Raw genomic sequence first — 16701 nt, forward strand, 5'->3', positions numbered from 1 at the left:
CTCCCGGGACGCGTGGCGACCGCCACATCACTGACTTCGCAGCGGGCGTTCGAGCGCTCCGGCATCCACGCCGAATCTAGGAAGCCGGGGTTCCCGGGAGCCTCCATAGGCGCCCGCTAAGGCTGTCGATCTGTGCGTAGTCACCACGTCTCTTCGACTGCGCCGCTCACCCGCCTCGCCCGACGGGGAACCCGGCTCAGAGCCCGCCGACATAGTCGGCGGTGGTCGATTGAAGCTGAGATGCGGTGACGGACTCCGGCGGGCACTCAATGTGCCGGAATTCGGCAGACCCTTCGCGACTGATGGAGATGGTGTTGCCGCCGGGCACCGAAATGCTGTGCGGGGATTGGGAGTCTCCGAATCCGCTCTGTGCGCTCCCCGCAGTGACAGCTACCCGTGATCTTTTTTTTGCTCACGACGGTTGTGCTGGGTCCCGTATCTCCATACGTGCTGCAAATTCGGCTAGCGGTGATGTCGAGGGTTCGGAGTCCGGTGAGATTGGCGATGTCGAGATCGTTGAGCACGTCGTTGTACTGGAGATGGAGGTCTTCGAGTGTGCTGTTGGCGTTGGGGAAGGTGATGCTCATGCGGTCGCCGTCGAGAGAGGTGTAGGCGACTCGTTGGTCGTTGATCAGCAGCTTCGTCAGCGACGGGATGGCGCTCTGGGCGGGCAACGCCCACGACTTGACCCGGTTGCGGGTCAGCACCAGCGTCTCCAAGGCGGGCTTGTCGCCCAGGCTCAGCGCGCTGAGCGTGTTGCCCCGCAGGTTCAGCTCGCGCAGCTTGGGCAGGCTCGCCAAGGTGATGCCCCCGAGTCCGGCCTCGCGGACGTGCAGAGTCTCGAGGCACTCGAGGTTCGGCATCGACTGCGTGCCCGACAGCGGGTTCGCCGTCAGATTGAGCCGCTTCAGCCGCGACAGGTCGCCCAGGCCGTTGAGGTCGTCCAGCGACGTGATGCGATTGGCCTTCAGCGACAGCGTCTCCCAGGGACCCGAGCTCTGACAGGTCGACCTCGGTAAGCCGGTTCGCGCCCAGCGACAGGTACCACAGCGAGTCGAACCCCGCGAAGCTGATCATCCGCGCATCGGTGATCTCGTTGCCCCACAGCGACAGCTCGCGCAACCCCGTCGCGTACTGCAGGCCCTCCAGGATCCGGATCGGCGCCGCTTGGGTGTCCACCCGCGATGTCGAGAGCTACCACAGCGACCGCAGAGCGCCGCAGGTGACCGGCTCGCCGGTCCCGAGGCCCAGATGATGGTCCAGCGCCGTCAACAGCACCGGATCGGGAACCGTCACCATCTCATCGTCATCAGCCGCAGCAGCTACTTCGGCCGCAGCGACGCGAGCGCACGGGTCCAAAGGCTCCTCGTCGGAGCCCATTCCTTGGGCGCCGACCCCCCCCCCCCCGGGGGACACGACGACCACGGCCGCACACACCGCGACTGCCAACACCAACCGGAGCATACGAGCGTTTCTCATGACCGCGAACACTACCCCTGCACAATCAGATCACACAAACATGTCGGCCTGATTCGGCATCCAGACGCATGGACACACAAGCCTGCACGTGCAGCAAACTCGACGGAGTAGCGCGCCTCGTCGGCGACATCGGCCTCAATGCGGGCTGCTTGAACGGCCCCGCGCGGCGAGGGCGAAGCCAGCGCGGCGGTCGACTGACGCGCTGCCTGGCGCACTGACTCCACCGATTGCCGTTGAGTACCGGTTACGGCGCGCGGCTGGCGGAACAGTCGCTTAGTGCGTCCTCTGCGTCGATCATGGCCGACCACAGCCGAGCTCGTTCCGTGCGGTCCTCTGTTCGTTCCCCGGCCCTGACCGCATTCGCGTATCGGTCATAGGCCCATCGCCCAGCCCAGACCATGTGGTTGATCTGACGTTGCTGGTCGACTGAGCATTCCCCGGTGACTACCAAGGGGGCATCAAACTGCGTGGGGCTCGTGTCCGCACGAAGCACGGTCACGGTATCGGTCACCGTCACCCATGCATTCGTCGACCCAATCGCATGCTTCGGCGCGCCGCTGTCCGAGAAGGTGGCCGTGATGTCCCTATCGTGCGCCTGAGGTCGCTCGACGATGGCTTCACGCTGGAGCACGAGGTCGACATGAAGGACGACACTCTCCGATTCAGGCAGGATTGTGACATTGTCGGTTGTCCCGCACGGCAGTTCGTAGTTGATGTGCCTCGAGTAATCATGGTTCTCATCAAGGGAATACGGGGCTGGGGTGAAGTACTGCTGACCTGGATCGTCGGCGTCATAACACCACGGGGCATAGAAGACCAAGCACGAATCGCGTTCCGCATCAACCGTGCCGCTTCCAATTGCACGATCTTCGAGGCACAGCATGATGCCGTTCGCAGACGCCCCAATGCTCATGTGCGCTAACTCACATTCGTAGCGAATGGTTGTGTCAAACGAAGCAACCGGGCCGTGCACCGGGACGATACGATTCCCGTGAGTTGACGTCAGGCTGCAGTCCGCGCCAACATCGACCGTCACCGCTTCGGGGCTGTAGTCAAGATCCGAAGAAATGAGCGCAGGGCCGCGCGGGTCATCAGAGGACTCACAACGTCCGTTCTCAATGGGGTGCAGCACCTGGTCTGCGCCGCATGGAGGCCGATCAGCATCCTCGCTGTCAGTCCCGCCGGGGTGTCCCCCAGCGTCCTGGCTCTCGTCCTGCCGGTTTCCGTCCTGGTCCTGGCCTCCATCTTGATCCTGATCGCCCTGACCGTCATTGTTGGGCCGATCCGACTGCTCGGCATCCGTCCCACCAGGATGACCCTGGCCCGACTGATCCTGATCGCCCTGACCGCCGCCCTGACCGCCGCCCTGACCGTCATTGTTGGGCCGATCCGACTGCTCGGCATCCGTCCCACCAGGATGACCCTGGCCCGACTGATCCTGATCGCCCTGACCGCCGCCCTGACCGTCATTGTTGGGCCGATCCGACTGCTCGGCATCCGTCCCACCAGGATGACCCTGGCCCGACTGATCCTGATCGCCCTGACCGCCGCCCTGACCGTCATTGTTGGGCCGATCCGACTGCTCGGCATCCGTCCCACCAGGATGACCCTGGCCCGACTGATCCTGATCGCCCTGACCGCCGCCCTGACCGTCATTGTTGGGCCGATCCGACTGCTCGGCATCCGTCCCACCAGGATGACCCTGGCCCGACTGATCCTGATCGCCCTGACCGCCGCCCTGACCGTCATTGTTGGGCCGATCCGACTGCTCGGCATCCGTCCCACCAGGATGACCCTGGCCCGACTGATCCTGATCGCCCTGACCGCCGCCCTGACCGTCATTGTTGGGCCGATCCGACTGCTCGGCATCCGTCCCACCAGGATGACCCTGGCCCGACTGATCCTGATCGCCCTGACCGCCGCCCTGACCGTCATTGTTGGGCCGATCCGACTGCTCGGCATCCGTCCCACCAGGATGACCCTGGCCCGACTGATCCTGATCGCCCTGACCGTCATCCCCGTCCTCGTCCGGCTGTTCTGCGTCAGTCCCACCCGGGTGGCCTTGACCCGGCGGTGTCGTGGTGGGTGGTGGTGCGTGCGTGTGAGCAACGTTCACCCACCAGCACACGGGCACAGGGTCATAGGCACAGCGCTGTACGCGTTGGGGGTGCGCTTCGACATGGCTCGCGGGCAGTGCAATGGATGCGAGCACGCCTGCGACAAGCAGTGCGGCCATTGCCGCCGCGTTGAGCCGGCTGAGCCTTCGCATGGAGGTTCTAGGTGTCGAATTTGCCTGCATTGTTCTGACCTATCTGTATCGGCAGATATGAGTGTGTATCACGTTCAAGTCAGCACCAAGCGGCAAAGGACTGCATCGATCGAGGCGGAATCCGCGCAGGAATTGGTCCGTTCTCCGGGCGCAAACTGCGCGCGCGGCTGCCCCATGGGAACGAGCCAAGCTTTGAGCGCCTAGCCATCACTGGGCATGAATTTGCCTGCTACGAATTCAGCTCACCGTCCCGCACGTTTCTCGGGCTACGCACCTCGGCGGGCCACAGGCGTACGGCTTGGAGCGCGCCGCCGTGTGCGCAGACCTCAACGTCGACCCGGGAATGCTCGGACTACGGCGACGGTGCCAAGAAGCCGAGCCAGACCCGATGCGGTCCGGTGGATGACTGGTTGTCGGTCGGTACGGCCCAGTAGGTGATCAGCGTTGTTGGCGTGGGTGGGGTCGGGTGCATCGTTGCGCCCGTGCCCATGCGGTTGCCTCGTTGTCGGCGTTGGGCGCCACTCCGAGGGTGACGAGGCGCTCGGCTGCTTCGTGCAGGCCGTGGCCGAGCATCAGCATGCACGAAGCAAGCAGGCGTGTCTCTCCGAGCGAGAAGTCGGGGCATTCGCCCGTGCGGATCCAGCGCTCGACCTCGTCGCGCAGTTCTTGGGGGATGCGATCGTGCAGCCGGCGCGGCACTGCGGGCAGGTGCGTTCGCACCATCAGCACAGGGTCAACTGTGAAGTACGCCAGACCGAACATGGCACAGCGGTCGGTCGTTCTCATGAACGTGCTCGTGCGACCGCCCCGGTGCTGAAGCCCAAGCCTGCCGGCGGTGAGCTCGAGATCCAGCCGTAGGTCTTCGCCCGGCGCCAGTTCGTCGAACTCCCGTGCAAGCAACCGCAGTAGCCACACGGCACTCGGGCCCAAGACAGCGATCCAGAAGCGCTCCACGCATGCCGAACGCGGATCGTGACCGAGGCGAGCCGACTCGGGGTCGTCCCACGGCCCACCCACAGCTCCCGCAGCGGCCCCGCCGCGGGAGCCGACGCCCGGTCGGGCACCGTCGATGTGCCGCCCACGAGTCGCGGCGAGGCCGGTGTGGCGTCTTCGGCGCCTGCTGGCAATGCAGGAACATCTGGCATGTGATCGGCTGGCACTAGCGTCTCCTCCTTGGTCTCGCGTTGCGTGCGGCCGCAACCGGCACACACGTGCCAGCATATTCTGATGCATCAGAAAATACTAAGAATTAATGAACGTATCCAGACCCAGTGTTCTCCAAGCCGGACGTCGCGATTCGATCGACCATGGCAGGCGCCCACGTACCGAGAGCGTCATGTACTACGAGTGGTGCTTCGGCGGCCAGCCAGCAGGGCCATGCGGAGCGCAGCCGTCGATGCTCGTGCTTAGGCTGGTGGCGGCGTCGCGATGACGGCGCAGGAGCACTGCGATGAACTTCTCAGCACGAATTGACCATCTTTCGGACCGCGTCTCGGTTGCAGCCGACGCCGTCGACGAGCGTTGACTACGACAGCGTGCTGCAGAGCTGACCACCCAAGCCAGCCGACCCGGCCTGTGGGTCCAACGAGACGCCGCGGCAGCGACGCTTGCCGAACTGTCGCGTACCAGCGGGCTGATAAACCTCATTGACGCTGTCCGTGGCGAGATCGCTGCACTGAGAGACCTCGCCGGAGGCTCCCCCACTGGTTGCCCGGACACTGAGTCGCTCCTCGCAGACATCGAGCAGCGATGCGACGAACTCGAGGCGCATTGCCGCCGGGCAGACGACCATGACGACTGCGATGCCCTTTTGCGGATCACCGCCGGGGCCGGTGGCATTGAGGCTCAAGCCTGGGCGCACATGCTCGCCGATATGTACGTCAAGTGGTGCAAGCGATGCGGCTACGACGTCGACCTGATCGCCAGATCGCCCCAGCACGCGAGCGACCGCTGCACGGCCGTCGAGCTCAGAGTCAGCGGGCAGGGCGCGTACGGTTTACTGCTAGCTGAGCACGGTGTGCATCGCCTATCGCGCATGTCCCCCTATGGCACCGGCGACAAGCGGCAGACGTCATTTGGGAGCCTCGAGGTGGTGCCGGTGCTGCCGGCGGACGATGCCCACGTCGAACTGTATGAGGGTGACCTGCGGATCGACACGTTCAGGTCTTCAGGGCCCGGTGGTCAACATCGCAACAAGGCCGACACCGCGGTCCGCATCGTGCATGAACCGACCGGTCTGCAATCCACATGCGACATGTCGCGTAGTCAGGCCCGTAACAAGGCGATGGCAAAGGAGGCACTGCTCAGCCGGCTGGCGCACCGACTGCGTCAGCAGCAGGCTGCCAAGATCGCCCAACTCGTCGGCCAGCGAGTCCCGGCCGAGTTCGGGTCCCAGATACGCAGCTACGTGCTGTCCCCTGGCCAGCTCGTGGTCGACCACCGCACCGGATACAAAGCCGCGAATGCGCGAGCCGTGCTGGACGGCGACCTGTCGGCACTGCGCGAGGCATGGCACCTATGGCGCCTGAAGCATCGACGGTTGAACAGCGTCCATGCGTTCCCCACAACGGAGCCGAAGGCATGACACATGCCCAGATTGCAGAGGAGAAGGGAATGAGTGTCAGACAGTGATCCGGCCCGACCGGCCATGCCGACAAGACCGGTCGCCGATCGACGTTATTCCTCGACGATGGTGTCGAAGTAGTCGGCAATTGCGAGAAGGCTGCCGACCGACCCGCATCGCAGGCTCCCGCCAAGGCTCGTGCACATCTCCGACAAGATCACCACCTCATCATCCACAAGAGTCGAGACTGCGACTGAGCGAATGCTCCCAGCTTCGGAGAGGCCGACATGCTCCACGATTCCGACGTGCCCGTACGGGGGAGCATTCGCTGTGGACCACCAGGCCACGTTGCCAATGGCGGGCTCAGCGTGGGGCTCGATCCCGATCTGGATCGCTGTGCGTTCCCAATTGCCTGCGTTGCCCCAGTTGGGCGTCGGGTCGCCCGGAGGCGACCGCAAAGCGAACGGAATCGCCCAGTCATGCTCGCTGTTCAGCCGCCAAGCGACATAGGACGTCGAGTACCCGATCTTGAAACACCACTGGTCACCCTCCATGTCTCCGGGCGCCCCAGCACAGCCCCCGGGCTTGACGGCCGCTCGGTAGTTCCCTTGGAGTCTCGCGACATCTGGCCCAACCGTCACGGTGGACGCTGCGACAGCCGGTAGTGCGGTGGTCGTTGCCGCCGATTCGGACTCAGTCGTCGTGGTCACATCTGGACGGGATTCGGATTGGTCGAGCAACTCGATGCGCTCGACGCCGTCTGTTGGCACGAGCGGGTCGGCTCTGAACCAGCCGCCAAGCCATGCTCCAAGTCCGAGCACAGCCGCCAGCACCCCGAGGACGATGACCACCAGCAGTCTCAAGAGGAGGTTGCTGATGGCTTGTTCGACCGCCCCCTCCCCTCATCGGCGCCACCATTCGCGACTTCCTCTGCGCGCCGAGCCGCTGCGTCCCTCGCTGTCGTTTTCCCGTGATTGCCAGCTCACTGGAATACCCCGCCTGCCCCTGCGTGGGATATCTCTCTGTCAACAGCCCGCGACGTACGCAGGCACGGCCAAGCGACGGCGCTTGCAGGTGGCGGCCAGCTCCGTCGATCTGTGTGGTCGGCGCCTACCCCGGGGCCGCGAGCCAACTGCCGACCGTGTGGGGCGGTGCCGCGATCCCAATCCCCATGATCAGCGCAACCGTGGACGCCATAGCATGAGTGAGCTATGCCCAAGATTGAGCGCGCCAATGCAGCTGAACCAGATGACGCAAATCAAACAGATGTCGAGCATGATGAATCTGGACGCCTGAGACGCCTCGCCAACTCGGCACTCGCCGCTGGCAAGCAGGCAGCCCATGCGACGGTCTCAGGTAGCCGCAGGTCGGCAGAAGCGACGGGCTCGACCGCAGCTGCATCAGCTCGGGCTGTCGGCGAAGGTGCGAAATCGGCGGTGACGACCGGCGCATCGGTGGCGCGGGCTCCTAGCAGCGATACCGCCGAGGCAGGAGCTGCGGCCGGTCGCGCTGTCGGACGGGGTGCACAGTGGGTGTTCGATACGGCCCGCGCGGCCACCGCACAGGCGTTCTCTTCTGCGCAGGCGATCGTGGCCAGCGACCTGTCGTCGGCCGTAAACGACATCGTCGCTGGCGCTGTCAAAGGCGCGCCAACCATCTACGACAGAGCCATGGACGCCAAGTTCATCGAGACCGGCGTCGGTGGCAAGTATCACCGGCTCTTCGACGGCGGGCACACGGTCTTCGGAGCGTTCGAAGCGTCTCACAACGCGTCCCCCGACGACACTCTCGTCCAAGAAACGCTCGGTGCAATCCAGGGCTTGCTGCGGGACGTGTCGACCCCGATGGGCCTGCCACTCGCCACGTGGGACAAGGAGACCTTTGACGCCGTAGCTGCTTCGCTGGACACGAATTTCGGCATTCCCAAGAAGTGGCTCTACGACCTCAACACCTTCGACGTTGCCGACCTGCTCGGCGGCGCTGTCGGGGCAGTCTCGGTGATCTTCGGCTGGAATCGCGCCGATACCGAGACTTTCTCTCAAACCGCCGCATCCATGGCTCTGAGCACGGCGCTCAGCACGAACCCGGTGCTCATGCCGATCGCGGTGGTCGCGTTGGGTCGTGCGTTCCATAAGGCCCGATCTGCTGGCGAGTACGGCGATTTGGTCGACGGTGCGTTTCGGGGCGCTGTCACGTCCGGCGCCAGCCTCGGCGCGATAGCGCTGGTGGGGGTCGCCGGTGGCCCTGCTGGCGTTGCGATGCTGACGGGCATCATGGCGGGCGCCCTCGTAAGCAAGCTCACAAGAGAGATGGAATTGACCGCGGATCTCGATGTGGTCCGCCAGGCGATCTGCCGTTTCGTCAAGGACGAGGCGCGCTCAGTGATGGGCCAGATTGCCGCCCAAGCTGTCAGCGTCGGCGACAACGCTGCCAACCTCGCTGCGATAGCAGGAAGTGCGGCTACTCGAGCGGCGACCGCGGCTGCCGGCGCCGTCGGCGAACACGCATCGCAGACTGGACGTGCAGTCGCCTCAGGAGCGGCCTCAGCAGGAAGCGCAACAGCAGGAGCGGCAGCTGCTGCCGGAAGAGCCACGGCCGATGCCGCGCAGGCTGCGGGCCGCGCTGGCGCAGCCGCGGCCGCAGCAGCTCGTTCTGCAGGCGAATCAGCCGCTCGGAGAACCAAAGCGCTCGTCGAACGCGACGGATCCGAAGATCCGGCAACCGATGAGCCACGCCCAGCCAACGACTCACGAAGAGGAACGGCGGCACTCCCTGACTCACCGTAGGTTCGCCGCCAAGTTCATTGAGACTGGAGTGTGACGGAATGGATAAGAAGTTCACGAGCAACGAGGAGCCGCTTGCTGACTTGCTTCGCAAGGCGTCAGACGGACTGCTGCAGTTACCGGACTTCCAGCGCGGCTGGGTGTGGGATGACGCTCACATCGTGAGTCTTCTCGCTTCGATCTCGCTTTCGTTCCCCATCGGTGCGGTGATGACGCTCCGTACGGGTAACCCGGAGGTGCAGTTTCGGCCTCGACCCATCGAGGGCGTGAAGCTCGATCAGCCCCAAGAGCCGGAGTTCATGTTGCTTGACGGACAGCAGCGGATGACTTCGCTGTACCTGGCACTGCATTCGTCGGCCCCAGTGCCGACGCGCGATTCCGGGGGGCGGGACACATTGCGCCACTACTACGCGAACATCGATGCCTGTATAGACCCATCTACCGATCGCGAGGACGACGGCATCGTCAGCGTGCCGGAGAATCGCAAGATTACTTCGGACTTTGGACGGCAGGTCGATCTCGACCTTTCAACCAGAGAAGCCGAAATCGAAGCTGGTCACTTTCCGCTCGACATCGTTCTCGACGGCGGCGAGACGATGGACTGGCAGATTGCCTATCTGGAGAACGGCCCAGGTGAACGCGACGAGCGGCTGGATGAGTGGAAGCGATTTGTCGAAGCCGTGGTGAAGCCGTTCACGTCCTACCAGGTGCCGGCGATCGAGCTGGCGAGCTCGACACCAAAGGAAGCTGTCTGTCAAGTCTTCGAGAAGGTCAACACCGGTGGAGTGTCTCTCACGGTGTTCGAATTACTCACCGCGACTTTCGCCGCCGAGAACTTCAATCTGCGCGATGACTGGAACACCAGGAAGTCCAAGTTCAACGAACACTCGGTGCTTGCGCGGTTCGAGGCCACGGACTTTCTTCAGATCGTGACGCTGCTAGCTACACATGAAGCGCGCAGCGCGTACGTTGCCAGCGGTCACGAGAGCGACCGGGCACCGGCAGTCTCGTGCAAGCGCAAGGACGTGCTTCGTCTCACTCGGGCCGATTACGAAAAGTGGGCCGGCATCGCGACCAACGCCGTGCTGAGGGGGGTTCCCTTCCTGCACTCCGAATGCATCTTCGCAGGGAGGGACCTGCCGTACACGACACAGCTGGTGCCTCTCTCTTCGATTCTCGCAGTGCTCGGCCCGGAGGCCGACGGGCTCGGCAACGCCCAACGGCTTCGCCAGTGGTACTGGTGCGGAGTGTTCGGCGAGATGTACGGCGGCGCCACCGAAACCCGCTTCGGCATCGATCTGCAGGATGTCGTGGACTGGGTGCAGCGCAACGGCCCGACGCCCCGGACGATCGCGGCGTCCCAGTTTCAGGCCGCACGGCTGCTGACGCTACGTACTCGCAACAGCGCCGCCTACAAGGGGCTGTACGCGCTGCAAATGCAGCGTGGCGGCCGCGATTTCCGAACAGGCAAGCCCATCGACGTCCTCGCCTACTTCGACGACAACATCGACATCCACCACATCTTTCCCAAGAAGTGGTGCGCAGACCACGGCATCGAGGGCGGCATTCTGGACAGCGTGGTCAACAAGACGGCGATCGACTCCCGGACGAACCAGATCATCGGGGGCGATGCGCCAAGTCGGTACCTCACAAGACTGCAAGAGCGGGACGGGATTGATCCGGCCGAGCTGAACGCCATCGTCCGGTCACACGGAGTCGATCCGATGGCACTTCGCCACGATAACTTCGCCGCATTCTTCAATCAGCGCTTCGAGAATCTCGTGACCCAGATCGAAGAGGCGATGGGCAAGCCGGCAAACCGCTCGACGGACGGCGACGAGAACCCCTTCGCGTCAGGTGGCGGGAGTTTCGAGCGATCTGCCTCAGCCTTGTGATTTCGGGACGACCGTCGCCGATGCCGTGACCGGTTCAAGCGCCATCGTATTGGCAGTGATGCTCAGCGGACGTGAAGGGGACCCGATAGTCGGTCCAGAGAACGCCACGCTGGAGTCGATTCGCGGGCACATTATGGCCTTCAGAAAGACAATCGACCATAGGGCCCGCGAGCTGGAGTGAAGACCGCTCAACGGGCGGGTAAGGGGCGCGGACAGACGGCAGTCGCGTCGTCGACTGCGCGCCAAGGGCTCTGGGGGCGGGGCCGGCTCAAGCTCGGGACTCGTACTCTCGTCGCGAGACGAGTTTGATCTCGAATCGATCGAATTCGAGCGATTGAACTTGTTGACGGAATAGCTCGCCGAGTTCGCGGAGGTTGACTGGGACTTTGGGCCGAGGTCGGAGCAGCGTGATGTGTGGCTGGTAGTGACGAGCCCCGAATGCATTGGACCACGCCGTGCTCGGAGCCCGGCTTCCGAGAACTCTCGGCGTCTCGTACTTGAAGAACTCAGCTCTCAGATCCTGAATCTTCGGAATCGCGGCATTGCGTCGTGTCAGTCTCAAGCCAATCGAACGACGGGAGGGATTCAGTTCCGGTCGTGGATTCTCGCCTCCAGGTGCCATGACCATGAATCGCGTCTCAAGAACATCGGCACGAATCGTCGACTCAGTGACGCAGGGCCGAAGATTCGGGAGCGGTCGACGCGCGTGGTACACCGTGAGGTGCGGATCATCGACCAGCTTGTCGCTCGGCAGTCCGCATTCATCGCGCAAGAACCGCTGTACCCGCTCGGTGCATTGCGGGGACAGATGCAGGAACGCAAAGGCTCCCGTGGACCAGCTCATACGGCAGTGCTACTCCTGACTAAGGGTGGGATTGCGTAGCCCTGGCGCCGAGGCGCCACCGCGCATCGGTGTTGGCGCGCGACGGTATGGACCCCACGGAGGCAGGTGAGTCATGGAAGACACCATGTTGACTGCCGTTCGGACCGGCACTTCGGTGCAAGCCGTGCTCTGGCCACACGCGAAACATGCTCAGTTGCTTAAGAGGTCTTGCATGAACTCGTGCAGGCCAAGGGACCCAGTGTGAATGTTGCCCGTCACTCCATCGTCCTCTCCTGTAGTGGCATTGTGGAAGTACATGCGCGGAGCCGGGCGCTCGGAGGCGATCGCTATGTGCGCGTGCATCGGGCTCTGACCCGAACGGCCGTTGGCTTGGTGTGATCCTGTGTAGCAGCACACAAAAGTTAGCAATATTGTGTTACTTCTGGGCACGGTGGTGCGTCGGCGTGGGTGCCGGCGACTAGCGCCGGCTGACCGTCGGGACTCAAGGCGATGGCTGCACCGAAGGCGACCTGTAGCCGGACTGCGTGGAGTGATGCGGCCACCCCAGCCTGCGTAAGGAGAGATCTGATGAGCGAGGACACCCGCAAAGCCTGGGTAGTGGCCGAAGTCGCGCCGCCCCCGAGGTTCAAGGGCATACCCCGTCAAGAGTTCCTGCCTGTCGAACTGTGGTTGAGTTACGACCCACTGCTCACTGACGCCCAAGTGAGGATCGCGGACAGCCCCGGCGCTACGGATGGATGGCTGTCGAAGTTGGGCTTGAAGGTCGACCTGAGTTCCGGCCCGGTAGCTGAACTCGGCGACGGCAGAGTCGTGCTGGGGACCATTGCAGTATGAGTACCGACTCATCGATCGTGCATCCGATAGTGCGTGTTCAGGTCTCTGTCGCACGGTGACCTGGATGGGCTGCTGCGGGGTCTGACCCGGAAACCGAGTTTGCTCGGCAGCGAGTTCGACTAAGCGTGGCTGTTTGCCGCGTTTCTCGAGCTGAGGCTCCGCTGCACACCGGTGAGCCCATGCGGGCCTTAGGGAACTTCTAGGTGTTCTGGACATAGAGGTTGGTAGCAGGCTGACGGGGACCCGATAGTCGGTCCAGTTGGCGATGCCTGAATCGTCAGGTGCTCGGCTGCGCGCTGATTGGACTCGAAGCAGTGGGCACTGCTGTCTCTCACGGCTTAGCTACTCACTGTCGGCGGAGTCTTGCACGCGCTGCCGCGTGTGCTCACTGACCGGGGAGTCAGTTGGAGTGTCGGAGGAAGCCGGACACTCGGATTGCCGACGCCAGAACGGCCACCCCGAATCCCAGCACGCAGGCCGCGAGAGCTGCCGCCTGCTTCCGGCAGCCGGTTTGAGCCTTCGGAGCTGCTGGCTCGTGGCGGTGCGGTCGCGGAGTGTCTGCCCGTGCATCGGGACCCGCGACTCGCTCCAAGAGCTGGTCCCGTGCCGACCAGGACTTCTCCAGGAGGGCTTCCAACACGCCACCCAAGTAGTCGTGCTCGGAACTGTCGACAACAGTCATCAACTCGACGTTCTCAGCTCGACCGGCCGTTGTGAGGTTGGCCGAACCTACGAGATAGGCATGCGGTGCCCCACGCTCATCGCATGCAGCCCACACCTTGAGGTGAGCCTCGGAGCGGCCTGCTGAGCTGCGCGCAGTGCGGTACCAGTTGCGCACATCCACATCGCTTCTCTGTACGAACGCCAAGGCCGCACGGCGATCGGCGTCCGTCGCATGCTGGAAGTTGCGGCCCTGCAGATCGCCGATCAGCAATGTCACCGGGCGCTGAGGTGCGCGTTCGGCCAACCAGACCAAGCCCGAGACGCTTGCCGAACCGACGCAGACGACGAGCCGCCCGGTCGGGTGAGAGCGCAAGAAGCGCTCGATCCGATCTCCCGCGCCGACTCCGAGCTGCATGCGGCATCGGAGGCTAACGGCCGCATGATCTCATCTCCCCCGTCGCCGGCGAGCCGACGCAGCGTCAGTCTCCGAACCACTCGATCGCCTGTGCGAGTGCGTCAACGAGATCCTGCTTGCGCAAGCCAGCTACACCAAGGTCGAGCTGCGCTGCCCGATCCCTCAGCTCGACAACCTTCAGAGACTCGAGGTACGCCGGAATGTCCACATGCTCTTCGGCGGCTCGGCGGATCTCGTTGGCGGCAGCCGCCCAACCGTCATACGTGCGCTGAGCCTGCAGCACGAACGCTACGTCCTTGCTCGATTCGTCTGGCTCCGAGTCAAGCTCCGCGTCTCGCTCGATCTCCCACCAGACCCACCATTCGACGACATCGGCCATTTCCACGGAGGACATTTGCTCAAGCTGGTCCCGGGAATAGTCAGTTCTCGGCCGATCGTCTGGGAACAACTCTTCGTAGGTGTACGACTGACGCGATGTCGGTGTCAGATCACCGTGAGGCAACGTCAGATCGCTCTGTTCGCGAAGAAAGTTGGCGATCTCAGCAGGAGGAGGCCTTCGGCCGGCATCTTGTTCGACCCGGTCGGCCAGCATCGACTGCGCCGCCGCATCAGCCGACTGCAGCAATGCTCGCCACGCAGCCCCTATCTCGCGACGCCTCGCATCGCGTTGCTTCTCATGCGCCCGTCGCGCCTGGGCTGCCCGAAGAGCATCACCCTGGACCACAGCGTCCCGACCGAGAAACGTGCGCAGCTCCGAGGCTGCTCGCTCAAGATTGAACGATTCGGCGAGGAACAACGACAGAAACCGGCGCTCGGCCGGCGAACCAAGTGCCCTGCGAAGGTAGAAATCCCACGTCTCGCCATCGGTCAGAAGCAAGACCTGCGGCGGCTGATGCCTGACATAGCCGAACAACTGCCGCTCCGCGCTGTCACGGCGAGCGGGATCCTGCAGATGACCCTGCCTCTTGGACTCAACGAAGACCGCAGGATGACCCGAACCATCGAGCAGCGCATCATCGACCCTTCCATTGTCAGTCGGATACTCGGCCCGCAGATGAGAGGAGTCCGCGTCATCCCAGCCAAGACTGCGCAGGATCGGGCGCACAACCTTGACTTGCACGTTCGTCTCAAGCCTCAGTCTCCCCGAGGTCAACTCGGCATGCACCTTGGCGAGCCGTTCTTCCAAGTCCACGTCAACCTCCCTGCGCGCCGATGGTCGCTCGGCGCCGGGCGTGGATCGTAGATCAGAGGCGAACGGGATAGCCCATATTGGGCAGGTCTCCGAGAATGCGCCGGAACCGAGGCCCAAGAGCGTGTCGCTGGACAGCCATTGGGAGTCAAGTCCGGCGGCTGAGCCTCACTGCCTATACGAAACTCAGGGAGCACCACCGCCGAACTCGTCATCGCAGCGTGACCAGTTTGCGACACATGCGACTACTGAGATCGCCCGCTGCGAGTGGGACCACCAGTCGCAGGCCCACACCGGATCTGGCATGACCAATCGCGGCGTTCCTCAGCGGAAGAACTCCCTACACAAGGGTGAACCCAAGCGATCCCTAGGGAATTTCTAGGGAACCAGAGCCGGAAATCGCCGCTGGCCAGCAGTTATTCGTTCCCCTTAGCTCCACGTCGACGACCTGCCAGGAATTCCCACGAGTTCCCGAAACCGCAGGTCAGAACCGCATTCGGGCGAATTGGCGTTCCCAGCAGTTCCCATGCGTTGGCGCCAGTTCCCAAGGAAAAAGGGAACCAGAAAAGGGAACTCGTGCGACCCTCCAAGCGCCTCACCGCCAAGACAGTCGAACACGCACCGCCTGGGAAGCACACGGACGGATGCGGGCTCACGCTGGTCGTCAAGCCCAGCGGAACACGATCATGGGTCGTGCGCCTGACCGTCGACGGCAAGCAACGGGACTTCGGCATCGGCGGTTATCCAGGTGTCAGCCTCGCCGACGCCCGACTGCGCGCCGCGCTGATGCGTGCCGACCTCGTCGAGGGACGCAGTTCAGCCGGCGCTCGTCGCGCCAGAAGTGCCCCGACGTTCGCCGTCGCGGCCAAGAGTGTTCACGACATGAATCTGCCGCGCTGGCGCAATAGGCACGCTGCTAACGAGTGGCTCGCCAGCCTCGAGCGATACGCGTTCGAGACAATCGGCGATGTTCCCCTCCAGCGCATCACTCGCAACGACATCATCGCTGTCCTAATGCCGATCTGGGGCACGAAGCCCGAGACGGCGCGCCGAGTGCGCCAGCGCATCCGCAAAGTCATGCAGCACGGCATGGCACACGGATGGGTCGACATCGATCCGGCTGGCGATGTCATCGACGGCGCGCTGCCGCCAATGCCCAAGATCAAGAGCCACCAGCGGGCACTCCCCTACTCCGAAGTTCCCGCAGCACTGGAAAAGATCTCCCGATCGCAAGCGAGCGAAGCGTCCAAGCTGTGCATGCGGTTCTTGGTGCTGACCGCTGCCCGGTCAGGCGAGGCACGCGGCGCGCGCTGGACCGAAGTAGACGCCGAGCGCGCGACCTGGACGATTCCCGCCGAACGCATGAAGGCCGACCGCGAGCACCGCGTGCCCCTCAGCGGCCGGTCCCTCGAGGTGCTCGAAGCAGCCCTACCACTGGACGACGGCAGCGGACTCGTCTTCCCGAGCCCCCAACGCCGAGGCGAACCGCTGAGTTCGCAGGCATTGCTCCAGCTGCTACGCACGCAGGACTTGGCCACGACCGTGCACGGCTTCCGATCAGCATTCAAGACCTGGTGTGTGGAGCAGGCCGCTACTCCTTGGACAGTCGGGGAGGCAGCGCTAGCCCACGTGGTGGGCAATAGTGTCGAAGCCTCGTACATCCGCTCGGACCTCTTGGATCAGCGCCGGCAGCTGATGCAGAACTGGGCCAACTTCGTTACTCCTTGACACCTGGTGCAGCCTGGGTGTCGCGCGGGGAAGTTGCTC

General features: G+C 63.8%; 14 protein-coding genes and 1 pseudogene. 7 read left to right on the top strand and 8 right to left on the bottom strand.

From position 1 onward, the window contains the following. Nucleotides 1-266: 266 nt before the first annotated feature. The 3 genes from ACOGXE_RS02035 to ACOGXE_RS02045 form a co-directional block, all read right to left on the bottom strand. On the bottom strand, nucleotides 267-863 hold the full coding sequence (locus tag ACOGXE_RS02035) for a hypothetical protein (protein WP_419932292.1): 597 nt from the start codon (nucleotides 861-863) through the stop codon (nucleotides 267-269). Nucleotides 864-1194: 331 nt separating this feature from the next. After that, nucleotides 1195-1479 carry a hypothetical protein gene (locus ACOGXE_RS02040; protein WP_419932294.1) on the bottom strand — a complete coding sequence of 95 codons (285 nt, stop codon included), beginning with the start codon at nucleotides 1477-1479 and terminating at the stop codon, nucleotides 1195-1197. A 244-nt stretch (nucleotides 1480-1723) separates the two neighbouring features. Then, a complete protein-coding gene (locus ACOGXE_RS02045) occupies nucleotides 1724-2611 on the bottom strand; it encodes a hypothetical protein (protein ID WP_419932296.1) in 888 nt (295 codons plus the stop codon). Here ACOGXE_RS02045 and ACOGXE_RS02050 point away from each other — a divergent pair. Continuing rightward, the gene (locus ACOGXE_RS02050) at nucleotides 2603-3952 is read left to right on the top strand and encodes a hypothetical protein (RefSeq protein WP_419932297.1); all 1350 of its coding nucleotides are present in this window, start codon (nucleotides 2603-2605) and stop codon (nucleotides 3950-3952) included. The genes ACOGXE_RS02045 and ACOGXE_RS02050 overlap by 9 nt on opposite strands. Nucleotides 3953-4186: 234 nt before the next feature. Here the strand turns inward: ACOGXE_RS02050 and ACOGXE_RS02055 are convergent, their stop codons facing one another. Further along, complete coding sequence (locus tag ACOGXE_RS02055; RefSeq protein ID WP_419932298.1) at nucleotides 4187-4765, bottom strand: hypothetical protein; 579 nt, start codon at nucleotides 4763-4765, stop codon at nucleotides 4187-4189. A gap of 523 nt (nucleotides 4766-5288) precedes the next feature. On the opposite strand from ACOGXE_RS02055, the pseudogene ACOGXE_RS02060 reads away from it, so the two are divergent. Together ACOGXE_RS02060 and ACOGXE_RS02065 are read left to right on the top strand one after the other, a co-directional pair. Beyond that, a pseudogene (locus ACOGXE_RS02060) lies at nucleotides 5289-5816 on the top strand (PCRF domain-containing protein); the annotation flags it as partial. 30 nt (nucleotides 5817-5846) lie between these two features. Continuing rightward, nucleotides 5847-6332, top strand: coding sequence for a peptide chain release factor-like protein (locus tag ACOGXE_RS02065; RefSeq protein WP_419933465.1), 486 nt, complete (start codon nucleotides 5847-5849; stop codon nucleotides 6330-6332). Nucleotides 6333-6424: 92 nt separating this feature from the next. Here ACOGXE_RS02065 and ACOGXE_RS02070 read toward each other — a convergent pair whose 3' ends face one another. After that, nucleotides 6425-7174 (bottom strand): CHAP domain-containing protein, encoded by a 750-nt coding sequence (locus tag ACOGXE_RS02070; RefSeq protein ID WP_419932299.1) that lies wholly within the window; start codon nucleotides 7172-7174, stop codon nucleotides 6425-6427. Between the two features lie 573 nt (nucleotides 7175-7747). On the opposite strand from ACOGXE_RS02070, the gene ACOGXE_RS02075 reads away from it, so the two are divergent. Continuing rightward, entirely contained in the window at nucleotides 7748-9097 is a 1350-nt protein-coding gene (locus tag ACOGXE_RS02075; protein WP_419932300.1) for a hypothetical protein, read from the top strand. 38 nt (nucleotides 9098-9135) lie between these two features. After that, the gene (locus tag ACOGXE_RS02080) at nucleotides 9136-10989 is read left to right on the top strand and encodes a GmrSD restriction endonuclease domain-containing protein (RefSeq protein ID WP_419932301.1); all 1854 of its coding nucleotides are present in this window, start codon (nucleotides 9136-9138) and stop codon (nucleotides 10987-10989) included. A 268-nt stretch (nucleotides 10990-11257) separates the two neighbouring features. Here the strand turns inward: ACOGXE_RS02080 and ACOGXE_RS02085 are convergent, their stop codons facing one another. Beyond that, complete coding sequence (locus tag ACOGXE_RS02085; RefSeq protein WP_419932302.1) at nucleotides 11258-11833, bottom strand: hypothetical protein; 576 nt, start codon at nucleotides 11831-11833, stop codon at nucleotides 11258-11260. Nucleotides 11834-12400: 567 nt separating this feature from the next. Here ACOGXE_RS02085 and ACOGXE_RS02090 point away from each other — a divergent pair. Next, nucleotides 12401-12667, top strand: coding sequence for a hypothetical protein (locus tag ACOGXE_RS02090; protein ID WP_419932303.1), 267 nt, complete (start codon nucleotides 12401-12403; stop codon nucleotides 12665-12667). A 400-nt stretch (nucleotides 12668-13067) separates the two neighbouring features. Here ACOGXE_RS02090 and ACOGXE_RS02095 read toward each other — a convergent pair whose 3' ends face one another. Both ACOGXE_RS02095 and ACOGXE_RS02100 read right to left on the bottom strand, forming a co-directional pair. Then, the gene (locus ACOGXE_RS02095; RefSeq protein WP_419932304.1) at nucleotides 13068-13745 is read right to left on the bottom strand and encodes a hypothetical protein; all 678 of its coding nucleotides are present in this window, start codon (nucleotides 13743-13745) and stop codon (nucleotides 13068-13070) included. 64 nt (nucleotides 13746-13809) lie between these two features. After that, on the bottom strand, nucleotides 13810-15054 hold the full coding sequence (locus ACOGXE_RS02100) for a hypothetical protein (RefSeq protein WP_419932305.1): 1245 nt from the start codon (nucleotides 15052-15054) through the stop codon (nucleotides 13810-13812). Nucleotides 15055-15510: 456 nt separating this feature from the next. On the opposite strand from ACOGXE_RS02100, the gene ACOGXE_RS02105 reads away from it, so the two are divergent. Beyond that, nucleotides 15511-16662, top strand: coding sequence for a tyrosine-type recombinase/integrase (locus tag ACOGXE_RS02105; protein ID WP_419933466.1), 1152 nt, complete (start codon nucleotides 15511-15513; stop codon nucleotides 16660-16662). The last annotated feature ends 39 nt before the right edge of the window (nucleotides 16663-16701 follow it).

It is taken from the genome of Candidatus Poriferisodalis sp., assembly GCF_965208555.1.
Lineage (GTDB): Bacteria > Actinomycetota > Acidimicrobiia > Acidimicrobiales > Poriferisodalaceae > Poriferisodalis.

Excerpts from the sequence above, each read along its gene's own strand:
- ACOGXE_RS02035 (WP_419932292.1), bottom strand. The coding sequence starts at position 863 with ATGCCGAACCTCGAGTGCCTCGAGACTCTGCACGTCCGCGAGGCCGGA.
- ACOGXE_RS02040 (WP_419932294.1), bottom strand. The coding sequence starts at position 1,479 with ATGAGAAACGCTCGTATGCTCCGGTTGGTGTTGGCAGTCGCGGTGTGT.
- ACOGXE_RS02080 (WP_419932301.1), top strand. The coding sequence starts at position 9,136 with ATGGATAAGAAGTTCACGAGCAACGAGGAGCCGCTTGCTGACTTGCTT.
- ACOGXE_RS02085 (WP_419932302.1), bottom strand. The coding sequence starts at position 11,833 with ATGAGCTGGTCCACGGGAGCCTTTGCGTTCCTGCATCTGTCCCCGCAA.
- ACOGXE_RS02090 (WP_419932303.1), top strand. The coding sequence starts at position 12,401 with ATGAGCGAGGACACCCGCAAAGCCTGGGTAGTGGCCGAAGTCGCGCCG.
- ACOGXE_RS02095 (WP_419932304.1), bottom strand. The coding sequence starts at position 13,745 with ATGCAGCTCGGAGTCGGCGCGGGAGATCGGATCGAGCGCTTCTTGCGC.